This window comes from Micromonospora sp. B006 (assembly GCF_003408515.1).
GTDB classification, from domain to species: Bacteria; Actinomycetota; Actinomycetes; order Mycobacteriales; family Micromonosporaceae; genus Micromonospora; species Micromonospora echinospora_A.
In genome coordinates, this window is sequence record NZ_CP030865.1 from 1,813,637 (window position 1) to 1,829,201 (window position 15,565).

General features: G+C 72.6%; 17 protein-coding genes. 9 read left to right on the plus strand and 8 right to left on the minus strand.

From position 1 onward, the window contains the following. From MicB006_RS08750 to MicB006_RS08775, 7 genes are all read right to left on the minus strand, one after another. Positions 1–849: a hypothetical protein gene (locus MicB006_RS08750; protein WP_116505139.1), complete on the minus strand. Its 849-nt coding sequence runs from the start codon at positions 847–849 to the stop codon at positions 1–3. A gap of 55 nt (positions 850–904) precedes the next feature. Beyond that, complete coding sequence (locus tag MicB006_RS08755; RefSeq protein WP_116505141.1) at positions 905–1,957, minus strand: hypothetical protein; 1,053 nt, start codon at positions 1,955–1,957, stop codon at positions 905–907. A 129-nt stretch (positions 1,958–2,086) separates the two neighbouring features. Next, positions 2,087–2,425, minus strand: a complete 339-nt coding sequence (locus MicB006_RS08760) for a DUF1416 domain-containing protein (RefSeq protein ID WP_116505143.1) — start codon at positions 2,423–2,425, stop codon at positions 2,087–2,089. Further along, the gene (locus tag MicB006_RS08765) at positions 2,425–3,273 is read right to left on the minus strand and encodes a sulfurtransferase (protein ID WP_073829109.1); all 849 of its coding nucleotides are present in this window, start codon (positions 3,271–3,273) and stop codon (positions 2,425–2,427) included. The genes MicB006_RS08760 and MicB006_RS08765 overlap by 1 nt, the downstream gene beginning before the upstream one ends. Before the next feature lie 203 nt (positions 3,274–3,476). Beyond that, positions 3,477–3,554, minus strand: a complete 78-nt coding sequence (locus MicB006_RS32730; RefSeq protein ID WP_310503780.1) for an Ms5788A family Cys-rich leader peptide — start codon at positions 3,552–3,554, stop codon at positions 3,477–3,479. A 105-nt stretch (positions 3,555–3,659) separates the two neighbouring features. Continuing rightward, positions 3,660–4,442 carry a DUF2993 domain-containing protein gene (locus MicB006_RS08770; RefSeq protein ID WP_073829110.1) on the minus strand — a complete coding sequence of 261 codons (783 nt, stop codon included), beginning with the start codon at positions 4,440–4,442 and terminating at the stop codon, positions 3,660–3,662. Positions 4,443–4,521: 79 nt separating this feature from the next. Further along, entirely contained in the window at positions 4,522–5,571 is a 1,050-nt protein-coding gene (locus MicB006_RS08775) for a hypothetical protein (protein WP_116505145.1), read from the minus strand. A 246-nt stretch (positions 5,572–5,817) separates the two neighbouring features. Here MicB006_RS08775 and MicB006_RS08780 point away from each other — a divergent pair, with 246 nt between their 5' ends. From MicB006_RS08780 to pstB, 7 genes are all read left to right on the plus strand, one after another. Further along, a complete protein-coding gene (locus tag MicB006_RS08780) occupies positions 5,818–6,537 on the plus strand; it encodes a response regulator transcription factor (RefSeq protein WP_176722767.1) in 720 nt (239 codons plus the stop codon). A 151-nt stretch (positions 6,538–6,688) separates the two neighbouring features. Continuing rightward, positions 6,689–7,543 (plus strand): polysaccharide deacetylase family protein, encoded by an 855-nt coding sequence (locus MicB006_RS08785; RefSeq protein ID WP_116511270.1) that lies wholly within the window; start codon positions 6,689–6,691, stop codon positions 7,541–7,543. Between the two features lie 67 nt (positions 7,544–7,610). Further along, positions 7,611–8,579, plus strand: a complete 969-nt coding sequence (gene mshD / locus MicB006_RS08790) for a mycothiol synthase (RefSeq protein WP_225980683.1) — start codon at positions 7,611–7,613, stop codon at positions 8,577–8,579. A gap of 233 nt (positions 8,580–8,812) precedes the next feature. After that, on the plus strand, positions 8,813–9,910 hold the full coding sequence (gene pstS, locus MicB006_RS08795; RefSeq protein ID WP_116505147.1) for a phosphate ABC transporter substrate-binding protein PstS: 1,098 nt from the start codon (positions 8,813–8,815) through the stop codon (positions 9,908–9,910). Positions 9,911–9,952: 42 nt separating this feature from the next. Beyond that, positions 9,953–11,038: a phosphate ABC transporter permease subunit PstC gene (gene pstC / locus MicB006_RS08800; protein WP_116505149.1), complete on the plus strand. Its 1,086-nt coding sequence runs from the start codon at positions 9,953–9,955 to the stop codon at positions 11,036–11,038. Next, positions 11,035–12,123, plus strand: coding sequence for a phosphate ABC transporter permease PstA (gene pstA, locus MicB006_RS08805; RefSeq protein WP_116505151.1), 1,089 nt, complete (start codon positions 11,035–11,037; stop codon positions 12,121–12,123). The genes pstC and pstA overlap by 4 nt, the downstream gene beginning before the upstream one ends. Positions 12,124–12,143: 20 nt before the next feature. Beyond that, complete coding sequence (gene pstB / locus MicB006_RS08810) at positions 12,144–12,920, plus strand: phosphate ABC transporter ATP-binding protein PstB (RefSeq protein WP_013288829.1); 777 nt, start codon at positions 12,144–12,146, stop codon at positions 12,918–12,920. Positions 12,921–12,991: 71 nt separating this feature from the next. On the opposite strand, the gene MicB006_RS08815 is transcribed toward pstB, so the two are convergent. Beyond that, positions 12,992–13,807, minus strand: a complete 816-nt coding sequence (locus tag MicB006_RS08815) for an NUDIX domain-containing protein (protein ID WP_116505153.1) — start codon at positions 13,805–13,807, stop codon at positions 12,992–12,994. 135 nt (positions 13,808–13,942) lie between these two features. Between MicB006_RS08815 and MicB006_RS08820 the strand changes: the two genes are divergently transcribed. Beyond that, positions 13,943–14,530, plus strand: coding sequence for a DinB family protein (locus MicB006_RS08820; protein WP_073829116.1), 588 nt, complete (start codon positions 13,943–13,945; stop codon positions 14,528–14,530). Positions 14,531–14,590: 60 nt separating this feature from the next. Then, positions 14,591–15,559 carry a Gfo/Idh/MocA family protein gene (locus tag MicB006_RS08825; protein ID WP_116505155.1) on the plus strand — a complete coding sequence of 323 codons (969 nt, stop codon included), beginning with the start codon at positions 14,591–14,593 and terminating at the stop codon, positions 15,557–15,559. Positions 15,560–15,565: the final 6 nt, after the last annotated feature.

The window sequence follows — 15,565 nt, forward strand, 5'->3', positions numbered from 1 at the left end:
TCAGGCCGGGCAGGGCGTGGTCATCGCCACGCGCACCCGCTCGTCGACCCGCTCAGCCAGCACGGCCGGCTCGCCCGGGCGCGCGTACCGGTCGGCGGAGTCCACCACCGGCGCGGCGCCACCGCCGAACGCGGCGGCGAGCGGCTGATCCGCCGGCGCGGCGGCCTCGCCCCGGGCGGTGCGGGCGGCGCCCCCACCGGGGCACGGCGCGGCCAGGACCTGGACCGCGCCGGTCGCGCCGCCCCACCGGCCCAGCGCCGACGCCAGCGCGCCGGCTTCGGTCGCGGCGTCGGCGGTCGGCGCGCGGTAGCCGGAACCAAGCGGCCGGCAGCCGGTCGCGGCGGTCAGCAGCACCCGGCCCGGGCCGTCGGCGCGGCCCTCGACCGCGACGAAGTCGCCGGCGTCGGCGCGCAGCAGCGGCTCGCCGTCGAACGTCGACACGCCCGCCCGCCACGCCTGCGGCAGCCGGTCGGCGATGCGCTGCAGCACCGCGCGCGCGTTGTCGCCGCCGATCGCCACCTCGACGCCGCGCTCAAGCGTCGCGCCGGAGTCCATCGGCGTGATCCGGCAGCCGCGTTCCAGCCGGTCCGGCACGAGCGCCGGTACGCCGTCGGACCCGACCGCGCCGGTCAGCTCGCCGATCGCCCGGTCCACCACCGGACCGGCCTGGTCCAGTGAGCGCTGCTCCTTGACCGTCGGCGGGTCGGTGCGCACCGACCACCAGGTCAGCCCGGCCAGCAGCACGGCCCACGCCACAGTGGCGACCGTCAGCCAGCGCAGCCGACGCCGGCCGTTGCCCGGCTGCTCTCCAGGGTTGGGCGGGGCGTAGCCCGTCTCGACGGCAGTCACCCGGCCATGGTGTCACGTGCCGGCGAGGCGCCCGGCCGCGCCTCGGCACTCCCGGTCAGGCCGGGACGGACCGGCGGGACAGCAGCCACAGCAGGTAGAAGGGGCGCTGCCGCAGCTCGCCACGGCGGTCGGCGTACTGGTCGGCGGCGAGCACCGCGGAGAAGAACCCGCCCGCGCCCAGCATGCCGAGCACCGGCGCCAGGTGGGTGCCCTCGACCGCCACCAGCGTCGCGGCGACAGTCGCCACCGCGGCGCCCGCGGCCTGCACGGCCGAGCGCCGGGCTACCCGGGCGACCTCGGAGCGAGCCGCCCGTACCCCCTCCTGGATCTCCGCGTCGAGCTTCGCGAGCTGCACCAGCGCCTTGTCCGGATCCGTGTCGACGTCCAGCATCCGGCCCCGCAGGTACGCCTGGGTCGCGGCGAGCGCGTCGCTCTCCTGGGTCAGGATGGCGCAGTAGTCCCGCAGCGAGGTGCCCTCCAGCATCGGCAGGTCGAGCTGGAGCAGTGGGGTCACCAGCCGCGCCTTCACCGGATCCCCGCTCGGCACGTCGACGACGCGGTGCCCCTTGACGATCAGGTCGAGCGTGCGGTCCGGGTTGTCGCCCAGCTCGATCTGACCCACGCTGTTGAACAGCGAGGAGGTGGACTGCGCGTCCGGCGCGCGTGACTCCAGGTGGCGGCGGCGGAAGGTCTGCGGGAAGTAGACGAGCTGCCCCTGCTCCAGCAGCGGCGCGCAGTCCCGCAGGTACGCGCCGAGGCGGTGCAGGTCGTCGCACTCGGCGAAGAGCTGGTCGATCTGGATGTCCTTGTACCGGCAGTCCGGGCCGCAGCGCTCCGGGTCCTTGCCGCACCACTTGCAGGTTTCCCGGTTGACCAGATAGCGGTGCTTGCCGCCGGGCTGGGAGAGGACCAGCTTGCCGGTGACGAGCGTGGCCCGCTTGGTGAGGAACGACAGGTCCGTGTCGAGGCTGGCGACCGAGACGTCGAACGGGCGCGCGCGGCCGGACCCGTCGGCGCGTTGGAACTCGCGGGCGATCTCCTCACCCCGGTTGCCGTCGATGAAGTCGATCAGATAGCGAATCGCGTGGGCAGCGGCGTCGTCGGGCACCTCATCCCCCTCCGGCGCGTCCGGGGCGCGCCGCCGTCCAGCCTGCCAGCCACGGCCGGGACGTACCCTCGCCGGAACGGCTCGTGGCCCGCCACCCCTGTGGGTGGCGGGCCACGATCAGAGCGTGGGTCAGGCGGCGACCGAGACGGTCACCTCGTTGATCCCGCGAGCCGCGTCCACGGCGGTGTCGCCGTTGCCGTGGCGGGACAGCGCCCGCAGCGTCCACGAGCCCGGCGCGGCGAAGAACCGGAACTGCCCGGCCGGCGACGTCACCACCTCGGCGGTGAACTCACCCGTGGAGTCGAGCAGCCGCACGTACGCGCCCGGCACGACCTCGCCGGACTCGGACAGCACACGGCCGGTGATGACGGTTTCCTTCTCCAGGTCCAGGCTCGCCGGGAGGGGGGCGGCCTGGTCCGGCGCGGCGCAGCCGGCGGCAGCCGTCGAGGCGGCGGAGGCGGCGGTCATCAGGCCTCCCCGGGCTCGTCGCCGAGCGCCACCGGCACGCCGACGAGCGAGCCGTACTCGGTCCAGGAACCGTCGTAGTTCTTCACGTTGCGGTGCCCGAGCAGCTCCTGGAGCACGAACCAGCTGTGCGAGGAGCGCTCGCCGATCCGGCAGTACGCGATGGTCTCCTTGCTGTCGTCCAGCCCGGCGTCGGCGTAGATCTTGCGCAGCTCGTCGTCGGACTTGAACGTGCCGTCCTCGTTCGCCGCCTTGGACCACGGGACGCTGATCGCGGTCGGGATGTGACCGGCCCGCTGCGCCTGCTCCTGCGGCAGGTGGGCGGGGGCGAGCAGACGGCCCGCGAACTCGTCGGGGCTGCGCACGTCGACCAGGTTCTTGGTGCCGATCGCGGCGACCACCTCGTCGCGGAACGCGCGGATCGAGGTGTCCGGCTCCTGCGCGACGTACTGCGTCTTCGGCCGCTCCACCACGTCGGTGACGAGCGGACGCGCGTCCAGCTCCCACTTCTTGCGGCCGCCGTCGAGCAGCTTGACGTCGCCGTGGCCGTAGAGCTTGAAGTACCAGTACGCGTACGCGGCGAACCAGTTGTTGTTGCCGCCGTACAGGATCACGGTGTCGTCGTTGGCGATGCCCCGGTCGGACAGCAGCGCCTCGAACTGGGACTTGTTGACGAAGTCCCGGCGGATCTGGTCCTGGAGGTCGGTGCGCCAGTCGAGCTTGACGGCGCCGGCGATGTGCCCGGTTTCGTAGGCCGAGGTGTCCTCGTCGACCTCGACGAAGACGACGCCCGGGGCGTCGAGGTTCTTCTCGGCCCACTCGGCCGAAACGAGTGCGGTGTCGCGACTCATCAGATCACTCCCTGGTGAGGATGGTTGGTGAGCCTGCGCGCGGAAATCGATGTCGATTGTTGTCGCACCACGCGCGGGACCCAGAGCTAGGAACGGATCACGGGTACGTGCGACGGCGCCGCTGCCGGGCGTTGAGGGGGAACCGGGAGAGGTTCGTGGACCCTGGGTGGCCGCCGTTCAGGCGGCCGGAGACAGCCCCGCCGTCAGATGACGGGGCGACACAGGCAGGTGGCCACGCGGCACAGGTCGACCGCGCGCCGTTTGGTGAGGTGGGTCCCCATGGGCAGGGAGATTACCAGCCCACGCCCACAGTGCCACCAGGCCGACCAGCATCCGGGACAACCGTCCGGCTGGTCAGCCGGCGGAGTTGACGGCAGGCCGGCTGGTCAGCCGGCGGAGTTGATGGGCACGTTCGCCGCGTCCGCCGTGACCACCAGGCCCTCCGGCTTCGGCTCCACCTTGCGCAGGTTGAGCTGGAACGGCAGCTCCGGCAGCGGCACGTCGATCGAGATGCCCTGCGCGTACCGGGTCAGCGCGGCCCGGGCCAGTGGCACGTTCGGCAGGCCGTCGGCGGTGAGGTCGTTGAAGCGCAGCGCGACCTTGCCACCGGCCACCGTGACGTCGGCGGTGCCGTTGACGGTGAGCTTGACGCCGAGGATGTCCACCGGAGCCGTCACGGCGAGCTTGCCGTTCCGCTCGCCGAGCGTCAGCCCGGGGCGGTCCAGCAGCTTGGCCAGGCTCTCGTAGGTGACGGTGCCCCGCCCGTCCACGCTCTCGGCCACCACGTCGCCCCGGCCGGAGCGCAGCGTGTCCAGCGACGCGGTCACGTTGCGCGCGTCCACGTCCAGCTTCGGCACCTCCACCGCGTCACCCTGGACGGCGCCACGCACGTCGGTGAGCTGGATGGTGATGCGCTGGTACCGGCCGTCGAGCACCTGGGTGAGGAACGGGAAGCCACCCACTTCGACCTGCGGCGCGGCGGACTGCGCGTCCTGCTTGGCGATCTCCTGCCGCACCTGGTCGGCGATCGCCCGCTCGGCGACGCCCGCGGCGACCCGGTCGGCGACGACGAGCAGCCCGGCCAGCACCAGCAGCAGGACGACGAAGCCGATCAGCACCTTCCGGCCGCGTCGCCGCGGTCGGCCCTCTGCCGGATACGCCTCTGCCACGCCGCCTCCCGTCCTCGCCGCCGTCACCGCGTCTCGCGGCGCAACCGTACTTACCCGAGGCGAATCTTCCCCAATCGCGTCAGAGGAACAGTACGCACATCGCGTACGCGGCCGGCGCGGCCAGCGCGAACCCGCCCAGCGGCCCCTGCATGTGCCGGGCCACCCACATCGTCGGCGGCTCACCGGCCATCAGGCGGCCCGCCTCGGCGTACCCGACGGCGAGGTCGGCCAGGACGGCGGTGGCCGCGCTGACCACGCCGACAAGTGCGGCGCTGGTCGGCGTGAAACCCACCAGGTAGCTGCCGAGCACGGCGCTGGTGAGGGTGCCGAGCATCGCGCCCGCGACCACGCCGGCCGCGCCGCGCGGCACCTGCGGGGCGAGCCGCGGCCACGGCGCGACCGCGTCGGTGAGCCGCGCCACCAGCAGCCCCACCCCGGCGGCGGTGAGGCAGACCGTGATCGCCTGGGTGCCCTTGGGAATCCGGCTGAGCACGATGAGCGTGCCGAAGGCGACCACGCCCACCACGATGAGCAGGGTGCCGCCGAGCGAGTCGGTCACCCGGACCCGGTCCACCCGCCGGACGAGCTGCCCCAGCACGGCGAGCAGGAGCCCGGCGGCCGCGGCGTAGCCGAGCGGGGCCAGGCCGGCGATGTCCGACTGCACGGCCGCCACGTCGGCGATCACGGCCGTGCCGGCGCTGACCAGCGCGACGACCAGCAGCGCGGGCGGGCGCATGGCCATCGTCCAGGCGAGCACGAAGAGCAACTGGACGCCGAAGATGATGGCCGCGAACGGCAGCCGGTGCCCGGGGCCGGAGGTCTGTGCGCCGAGCACCAGGCCGACGCCGAGCAGCGCGGCGAAGCCGGCGACGGTGAGCGCCAGCGGCCGGCGGACCGGGACCGGTGGCAGCTCCTCCTCGGGCGCCTCGTCGGACTCGTCGTCGGGCCGCCGGCCGGGACCGCCCTTGCGCAGCCGGCGCGGCCCCTTCCGCTCCTGCGGCTCCCCCTCCTCGTCGGCAGGACCGGTACGCGGGGCGGGAGGGTAGCCACGGGCGGGCCCGGACGGCCCGGGAGGCGGACCGTCGGGCCACGGGTCACGACCGGTGTCGCGCGAGGTGGAGGGAAACACGCCCCGATCGTGCCAGACCCGGGCGGCTCGGCGGAGGTCCCGGTTTCGGCGACGTTAAAACCTGCGCCGCGATCATGGGCAGAAAGGGCAAACGGGAAAGCGCTCCGGAGGTGACGGCCGGTCCATCAGTTACGCTCAGGCCGTTACCCGCCCGTCAGCGACGCCGGGACCCACGCAAGTTCACAGCGCCGCCCTCACCCGGGCGTGTTGCTGGTCGCGCGCGGCCGAAGGGCCGCCGGGACGGAGGTGATCGTGGAGCTCCTGCTGCTCGTGACCGCACGGGCCGGTGAGCCGTCGGCGGTGTTGCCTGCACTCGACCTGCTGCCGCACTCGGTCCGCACCGCACCCCGCGACGTCCGCACGCTGGTGTCCGGCCCCACGCCGGACGCCGTACTGGTGGACGCCCGCTCCGAACTGAGCGAGGCACGCGCCACGTGCCGGATGCTGCACGCCACCGGGCTCGGCGTGCCGCTGGTCGCGGTGGTCACCGAGGCGGGCCTGATCGCGCTCAACGCGGACTGGGGCGTCGACGACGTGATCCTGGCCGGCGCCGGGCCGGCCGAGGTGGAGGCCCGGCTGCGGCTCGCGGTCGGCCGGCTGAGCAACGCCACTGCCGGCGCCGGCGGCTCGATCCGGGCCGGTGAGCTGAACATCGACCCGGACACCTACGCCGCGAAGCTCAAGGGCCGCCCGCTCGACCTCACGTACAAGGAGTTCGAGCTGTTGAAGTTCCTGGCCCAGCATCCGGGGCGGGTGTTCACCCGGGACCAGTTGCTGCGCGAGGTCTGGGGCTACGACTACTTCGGCGGCACCCGTACGGTCGACGTGCACGTGCGGCGCCTGCGCGCCAAGCTCGGCTCGGAGTACGAGTCGATGATCGGCACTGTGCGCCAGGTGGGCTACAAGTTCGTCGTCCCGCCGTCGCGCTCGCTGCCGGAGTCGGAGCCCGCCCCGCTGCCGGTCTGATCGTTCACGCCCCACTCCGGTAGGGGGCATTTCCGCAGAATGCCCTTTTTGCCCAATCAGTCAGCCATATCCTGGCTGCCGGATTTACCGGGCAAAAGGGGGCGGCGGTGCGTGCGGTGAACACGGGGGCGACGAACGGCCGGTGCCGCTGATGCGGGGCCCGACGCTGCGTGCCGCCGGGCTCGTAGTCGTGGTGCTGGCGGGACTGCTCGGCTCGGCGTTCGCGCTCGGCCGCAGCCTGGTGCCGGCACACCCACCGTCGAACGCCGGGGCCACCACGGCGCTGAACGGACCGCACTACGCCGACCAGCCGCCCAGCACGGACTTCCCCGGCGGCCGGGCCACCGCCGGGCCGAGCCCCGACGCCGCGCCGGACGCCGCCCCCGTCGAGCCGGGCGGCGACGGCCCGTACGGCACCCTGGTCGCCACCGGCTCGTCCCGGGTCGCGCTGACCTTCGACGACTGCCCCGACCCGCGCTGGACTCCGCAGGTACTCGCATTGCTGGCCCAGTACGGCGTGAAGGCGACGTTCTGCGTCGTCGGCGAGAACGCCGAGGCCCACCCGGATCTGATCCGGTCGATAGTGGCCGAGGGCCACACGCTGTGCAACCACTCCTGGGAGCACGACGTCGACCTGGGCAAGCGGTCCGCGGCGACGATCCGGGCCGACATCCTACGCACCAACGACGCGATCCTGGCCGCCGCGCCGGGCGCGCGGATCGCGTACTACCGCCAGCCGGGCGGCGCCTGGACGCGCCCGGTGATCTCGGCCTGCGCCGACCTGGGCCTCACCCCGCTGCACTGGAGCGTGGACCCGTCGGACTGGAGGGCGCCGGGCGCGCTCGCCATCGAGACGAGGATCCGCACGCAGATGGGGCCGGGGGCGATCGTGCTCATGCACGACGCGGGCGGGGACCGCTCCGGCACGGTCGCGGCGTTGCAGCAACTCCTGCCCGAGATGCTGGTCCGGTTCGAGCTGGAGTCACTGCCCGTCGGCCCGCAGTGACCAGCGCCACCGAGCGCCGCCCTCGTCCGGCGCGAACCGCCGCCGGACGGCCGCTACCGTGACTCAGATGAGCCCCGAGCCGACGAGTGGTCCCGCAACCGACCGGACCGCCTGGGCGGACCGGCTGACGCCGGACGGGATCGACCGGACGGACCGGCTGACGCCGGCCGAGGTCGCGGAGGTGCTGGCGCTGGCCCGCGCCGCCGGGGACGCCGACGGCGCCGACCCGCTCGACGAGCACGTGCTGCTGCGGCTGCGCGACCCCGAAGCGCCCGCGGTGCACCTCACCGCCCGCACCACCGACGGCACCCTCACCGGGTACGCGCACCTCGACGTCACCGCCCCCGCCGAGGGCGTCGGCGCGGAACTGGTCGTGCATCCCGCGTACCGGCGGCGGGGAGCCGGCCGGGCGCTGGCCCGGGGAGTGGTGGACGCCGCTCCCGGGCCGCTGCGCGCCTGGGCGCACGGCGACCACCCGTCGGCCGCCGCGCTCGCTGTCGACCTGGGCTTCACCCGGGCGCGCGTGCTCTGGCAGATGCGCCGCCCGCTGACCGCCGAGTTGCCGGCGCCGGTCGTGCCCGACGGCGTGACGCTGCGCGCGTTCCGTCCGGGCGAGGACGACGAGGCGTGGCTCGCGGTGAACAACGCGGCCTTCGCCCAACATCCCGAGCAGGGCAAATGGACGCTCGACGACCTGCGCGTACGCATCGCCGAGCCGTGGTTCGACAGTGCCGGCTTCCTGCTCGCCGTCGACTCCACGACCGGGCGGCTGCTCGGCTTCCACTGGACCAAGGTGCACGAGCAGCAGGGATCGGCCCGGATCGGCGAGGTCTACGTGCTCGGCGTGGACCCGTCCGCGCACCGGGGCGGCCTGGGCCGGGTGCTCACCGCGGCCGGCCTGACCCACCTGCGCGACGAACGCGGGCTGGACCGGGTGATGCTCTACGTGGACGAGAGCAACACCGCCGCTGTCGCGCTCTACGAGCGGCTCGGCTTCGCCCTGTGGTCCGCGCACGTCAACTACCAGCTCGGCTGAGCGTTCCCCGGCCTCGGAAAGTCGCCATAAAGGCGATACCAGGCTGCTAGTTCACGAAAAGGACAACCCTTCCTCAGCGTGCGGCCATCTCGTCGGCTGAACGTGTTCACCGCGCGTTCACTTACGCCCGGCGAACCGTCCACCTGGCCCTCCTACCTTTCGTGTCAGCCGGTCAGCGCCGGCCCCCGGCACTCCGGGCGACCTGACCAAAGACGTGAAGGGAAACCCCTGAAGTGAAGCTCCAGCGGCACGGCGCCATCGCCTGTCTCGCTCTTACCGCGGTTCTCGGTCTCAGCGCCTGCGGCTCGGACAACAACGAGCCCGCCGGCGCCTCCGGTTCCACCGCCGCGGTGGACTGCGCGACGGGCACGCTGAACGCGCAGGGCTCCTCGGCCCAGAAGAACGCCATGGCCGAGTGGATCAAGGCGTACCAGCAGAAGTGCGCCGGCACCACGATCAACTACGAGCCCAGCGGCTCGGGCGCCGGCATCCAGGCCTTCATCGCCGGCACCGCTGACTTCGCCGGGTCGGACTCCCCCCTCAAGCCCGAGGAGCAGCCGCAGGCCGACGCCAAGTGCGTCGGCGGCCAGGCGCTCAACCTGCCGATGGTGATCGGCCCGGTCGCCGTGGTCTACAACGTCAGCGGCGCGGACAACCTCCAGTTCAGCCCGGCCACCCTGGCGAAGATCTTCGCCGGCAAGGTGACCAAGTGGGACGACGCGGCGATCAAGGCCGACAACCCGGACGCCAAGCTGCCGTCGACCGCGATCCAGGCGGTGCACCGCTCCGACGAGTCGGGCACCACCGACAACTTCACCAAGTACCTCTCCAAGACCGCCGAGGCGGACTGGACGCTCGGCAACTCCAAGGCGTGGAAGGCCCCGGGCGGCGTCGGCGCGGCCAAGTCCGACGGTGTGGCCAGCAAGCTCAAGAGCACCGACGGCACCATCAGCTACGTCGAGTGGTCGTACGCCGAGAACTCCGACCTGAAGATGGCGAAGATCAAGAACGGTAACGGCGAGTTCGTCGAGCTGACCGGTGACTCGGCCGGCAAGACCATCGCCGGCGCCAAGTTCGAGGGTCAGGGCAACGACCTGAAGATGTCGATCGACTACAACACCAAGGAGGCCGGGGCGTACCCGATCGTCCTGGCGACCTACGAGATCGTCTGCAGCAAGGGCCTCGCCGCCGACAAGCTGCCGCTGGTGAAGGGCCTGCTCGGCCACGCCGCCAGCGCCGAGGGGCAGAAGGAGCTGGTCGAGCTCGGCTACGCCCCGCTGCCCGAGACCGTCCGCACCAAGGTCGAGGCCGCGGTCAAGAGCCTCTCCTGACGCTCCCGACCGACACCTCCTCAACGCGAAGCGAGCGAGCAGATGGGTGACACCCCTCAGCGCTCGGCCCACGCCGGCACCGGCGGGACTCCCGTGGCCACGAGCCACGAGGGACCCGCCGGTGCCTCGGCGCGTGTGGCCGAGCGCCCCGGTAACCCGGGCCGCCCCGACGGTGGCCTCGGCGGCGGCGGCGCCCTCCCCCGGGCCCGCGCCTTCGGCGCGGAACGGGCGTTCCGCGGCCTGACCCTGGCCGCCGGCACCACGGTCCTGGTGGTCATCGCGGCGATTGCGATCTTCCTGGTCGCCAAGGCCGTCCCGGCGTTGCGGGCGAACACCGAGTCGTTCTGGACGTTCGAGGGCTGGTTCCCGAACGACAACCCGCCGCAGTTCGGCATCGGCGCGCTCGCCTTCGGCACCGTCCTGAGCTCGCTGCTGGCGCTGCTCATGGCGGTGCCGGTCGCGCTGGGCATCGCCCTGTACCTGTCGCACTACGCGCCCCGGCGGCTCGGCAACGCCTTGGGCTTCCTGATCGACCTGCTCGCAGCCGTGCCGAGCGTCGTGTTCGGCCTCTGGGGCCGGGACTACTTCGCCCAGCCGGTCGCCGACCTGTCCGCGTGGCTGAACAGGTACTTCGGCTGGATCCCGATCTTCGGCGACGGCCCGTACGGCAACTCGATCCTGCTCGGCTCCGTGGTGCTGGCCATCATGGTGCTGCCGATCATCACCTCGCTGTCCCGCGAGGTGTTCCGGCAGACACCGACCGCGAACGAGGAAGCAGCGCTCGCGCTCGGCGCCACCCGCTGGGAGATGATCCGCACCGCCGTCCTGCCGTACGGGCGGCCCGGCGTCGTCGCCGCGGTGATGCTCGGCCTGGGCCGGGCGCTCGGCGAGACCATCGCGCTGGCGCTCACGCTCGGGTCCACGTACGCCATCTCGTTCAACATCCTGGAGAGCGGCGGCAACTCGATCGCCGCGAACATCGCCAACCGGTTCGCCGAGGCGAACGACACCGGCCGGGGCGCGCTCATCGCCTCCGGCCTGGTGCTGTTCGCGATCACGTTGATCGTCAACATCACCGCCCGGGCGATCATCCACCGGCGGCGCGAGTTCACGGAGTCGGCCGCATGACCACCACCCTCACCCCCCGCCGCCCGCGCCCGCCGGCCCAGCCGGCCACGCTGCGGGCGAGGCGGCTTCCCGCGTACGCCGCTCCGGTGATCGCCGTCGCGGCGCTGCTGGTCGCGGCGGGCATCGTGTACGGCGCCGGCATCGGCGGCCCGGTCCTGGTCGTGGTGGTCGGCGCGCAGCTCTACCTGGCCGGTCTCTTCGCCGCGGCGAACGCGGTGGAGGGCCGCCGGTCGGCCCGCAACCGGACCTGGAGCGCGCTGATCCACTCCGCGTTCGTGCTCGCCGTGCTGCCGCTGGCCTCGGTGGTCTGGACGCTCGTGAGCAAGGGCTCCGAGCGGCTGGACGCGAACTTCTTCGGCACCTCGATGAACAACATCGGGTCGCGCGACGCCAACGGCGGCGCGTACCACGCGATCGTCGGCACGTTGCAGCAGGTCGGCATCGCCACAGTGATCACGGTGCCGCTCGGCGTGCTCTGCGCGATCTACATCGTCGAGTACGGCCGGGGCCGGTTCGCGTTCACCATCCGCTTCTTCGTGGACGTGATGACCGGCATCCCGTCGATCGTCACCGGCCTGTTCGTGCTGGCGTTCTGGGTGCTGATCGTCTCGCCGTGGTTCAACGACGGGCGGCCGGGCTTCTCCGGCTTCGCCGCCGCGCTGGCGCTGAGCGTGCTGATGCTGCCCACAGTGGTCCGCTCCACCGAGGAGATGCTCCGCCTGGTGCCCGCGCCGCTGCGCGAGGGCGCGTACGCCCTGGGCGTGCCGAAGTGGAAGACGATCCTGCGGGTCGTGCTGCCGACGGCGCTGCCCGGCATCGTCACCGGCATCATGCTCGCCATCGCGCGGGCCGCCGGTGAGACCGCGCCGGTGCTGCTGGTCGCCGGCGGCGGCGCGGCGATCAACTTCAACCCGTTCGAGAACAACCAGTCGTCGCTGGCCCTCTTCGTCTACCAGCAGGCCGGTGAGGCGTCGAGGTACTCGCCGGCACGGGCGTGGACCGCGGCGCTGACCCTGGTCGCCCTCGTCCTCGTCCTCACCGTGGCGGCGAAGCTGCTGTCCCGCCGCAACCGGCTCGGCCGATGAACCCCGGAGGTACCGCCACCATGGCCAAGCGCATCGAAGCCACGAACGTGACCGCCTACTACGGCGGGTTCAAGGCGATCGAGAACATCAACCTGACCGTCGAGCCGAAGACTGTCACCGCCCTGATCGGGCCGTCCGGCTGCGGCAAGTCCACCTTCCTGCGGTCGATCAACCGGATGCACGAGGTGCTGCCCGGCGCCCGGGTCGAGGGCAGCCTCACCATCGACGACCAGGACATCTACGACCGCGACGTGGACGTCACGGCGGTCCGCCGGATGATCGGCATGGTCTTCCAGCGGCCGAACCCGTTCCCCACCATGAGCATCTTCGAGAACGTGGTGGCGGGCCTGCGGCTCAACGGCGTACGGCGCAAGTCGATCCTGGAGGAGGCGGCCGAGCGGGCGCTCCGCTCGGCGAACCTGTGGGACGAGGTGAAGGACCGCCTCGCCAAGCCGGGCGCGGGCCTGTCCGGCGGTCAGCAGCAGCGGCTCTGCATCGCCCGTACCATCGCGGTCGAGCCGCAGGTGGTGTTGATGGACGAGCCCTGCTCGGCGCTGGACCCGATCTCCACGCTGGCCATCGAGGACCTGATGTTCCAGCTCAAGGACAAGTTCACGATCATCATCGTCACGCACAACATGCAGCAGGCCGCGCGGGTGTCGGACCGGACCGCCTTCTTCTCGATCGAGAAGACCGGTGACCCGGGCCGCCTGATCGAGTACGACAACACGCAGAAGATCTTCAGCAACCCGAGCCAGAAGAAGACCGAGGACTACATCACCGGCCGCTTCGGCTGAGCTGTAAGGAGGGGCCCCCTGTTAACGCCTCCGGTAGAGGAAGGGGCCCCTCTTAACACCGCAGGCGCAGGTCAGCTCAGGCGGAAGCGGGGCTCGGCGCCGTCCAGCCCCTCGATGTACGGCAGGATCGGCGTACCCGGATCGCGCTCCGCCGCATCCCGCGCCACTCCCGCGAGGTCGCCCGCGGCGGCGACCTCGGCGAGCGTGACCATGGTCGGCGGCAGCATGGTCAGCTCGCGGGCCAGCGCGTCCGCCGGGCGCAACCACAGCGTGTGGTCGGCCTCGCCGGACACGTCGCGGGTCCGCTGCCCCTCGGGCAGCAGGGCGACGAAGAAGTACGTGTCGAAGCGGCGCAGCTCGAACTCCGGCGTGATCCACCGGCTCCAGGGCAGCAGCAGGTCGGACCGGAGTGTCAGGCCCTTCCCGGCCAGCAGGTCAGCGAAGCCGGCCCGCCGGCCCACCAGGTCCTGCCGGGCCGCCTCCCAGTCGTCGCCGCTCACGTCGCCGACCACCGTGTCCGGGTCCGGCCCGGCGAGCAGCACGCCCGCCTCCTCGAAGACCTCGCGGGCGGCGGCGCACACCACCGCCTGCGCGGCCGCCGGATCGAGTCCGAGCCGTTCCCCCCACGCCGCCGGGTCCGGGCCGGCCCAGCCCAGGTGCGCCTCCGAGTCGGAGCGGTCCACCCCGCCGCCGGGGAAGGCGTACATGCCGCCGAACGTCATCGCCGCGACCCGGCGGATCATGTAGACCTCGAATCCGTCGCCGGCCGGGCGGAGCAGAAGCACTGTGGCGGCGACCCGGGGCACGGCCGGTACGGCGCCCTCGGCCTGGAATCGGCGGGCGTGCTCCACCAGGGCGGGGGGTGCGGCGAAGCCGTCGATCGTCATGCGCCCGAGCCTAGTTCCCGCCCGGGCGGACCAGCGGGGACGGTGCTGCCCCGCCGGAAGCGGCGGCACGCGCGATCCGGTCACGTCGCCACGGGGGGCTGCGTCCGTCGGCCGCGCCTGGCAGGGTCGTGACCCGTGATCGACGATTTCGCGAAGGAATACCTGCACGACGATCTGCGGCAGATCCGCGAGGCGATGCTGTGGAAGCTCGACGGACTGTCCGAGTACGACGTACGCCGCCCCCTGACCGCGTCCGGCACCAACCTGCTCGGCCTGGTCAAGCACCTGTCGTTCTGGGAGGCCCGGTACCTCGGTGAGGTGTTCGGCAGGCCGTTCCCGGAGCCGCTGCCCCGGTGGGACGACCCGGATCCGGACGGCGCCGACATGTGGGCGACCGAGCACGAGAGCCGCGAGGAGGTGATCGGCCGCTACCGGCGGGCGTGGGAGCACGCGGACGCGACCATCGACGCCCTCGCGATCGACGCGCCCGGCCACGTGCCGTGGTGGCCCCGCCCCGACGTCAAGCTGTTCAACGTCATGGTCCACGTGCTGACCGAGACCAACCGGCACGCCGGGCACGCCGACATCCTGCGGGAGCAGCTCGACGGCTCGACCGGGGCCTGGGCCGCGTATGCGCACCTGGAGCCCGACCGGCCGACGCTGACGACGCGGCGGGCGATGATCGAACTGGCCGCCCGGGCCGCCGCCGACACCCCCCGCTGAGCCGTCCCGACCGGTGGATCACCCTCCCGGCCCCGGAACGGTCCGGGATAGCGTGCCGGCATGACGCGTTGGGGAATCCTGGCCACCGGACACATCGCCGCCTGTTTCGCCGCCGATCTGCGGCTGGTGCCGGACGCCGAACTGGTGGCGGTCGGATCGCGTACCCGGGAGAGCGCCGAACTGTTCGCGCGCCGGCACGACGTGCCGCGGGCGTACGCCTCATGGGCGGAACTCGCCGCGGACCCGGACGTGGACGCGATCTACGTGGCCACACCGCACGCGGCGCACCACGAGGCGGCGCTGGCGTGCCTGGCCGGCGGCAAGGCCGTGCTGGTGGAGAAGCCCTGCACGCTGGACCTGCCGACCACCGCCGAACTGGTGGAGACGGCCCGCGCCCGGGGTCTGTTCCTCATGGAGGCCATGTGGATGCGAACCAACCCGCTGATCCTGCGGGTGCTGGAGCTGATCCGGGACGGCGCGATCGGCGAGGTCACGCACGTACGGGCCGACTTCGGCGTGGCCGGACCGTTCCCGCCGGAGCACCGGATGCGGGCCCGCACGCTCGGCGGCGGCGCGCTACTCGACCTCGGCGTCTATCCGCTGAGCCTGGCCCACCTGGTGCTCGGCGTGCCGCAGCACGTGCAGGCGTGGGCGAAGCTGACCCCGGAGGCGGTGGACGAGAACACCGGCATGGTGCTCGGCTGGGACTCCGGCGCGGTGGCGACGCTGAGCTGCGGCATGGTCGGCGCGACAGCGATCACCGCGTCGATCACCGGCACGACGGGCCGGATCGACCTGCCCGAGCTGTTCTTCCGGCCCGCGCACGCGGTGCTGCACCGGGCCGGCGCCGAGCCGGAGACGATCCCGGCGGACCTGACCGGTGGCGGCTACCAGTACGAGGCGATCGAGGTGCAGCGCTGCCTGGCGGCCGGGCTGACCGAGAGCCCGCTGGTGCCGCACGCCGCCACGCTCGAGGTGATGGGCCTGATCGACGACGTCAAGGCCCGGATCGGGGTCTCCTACGCCTGAGGGGTC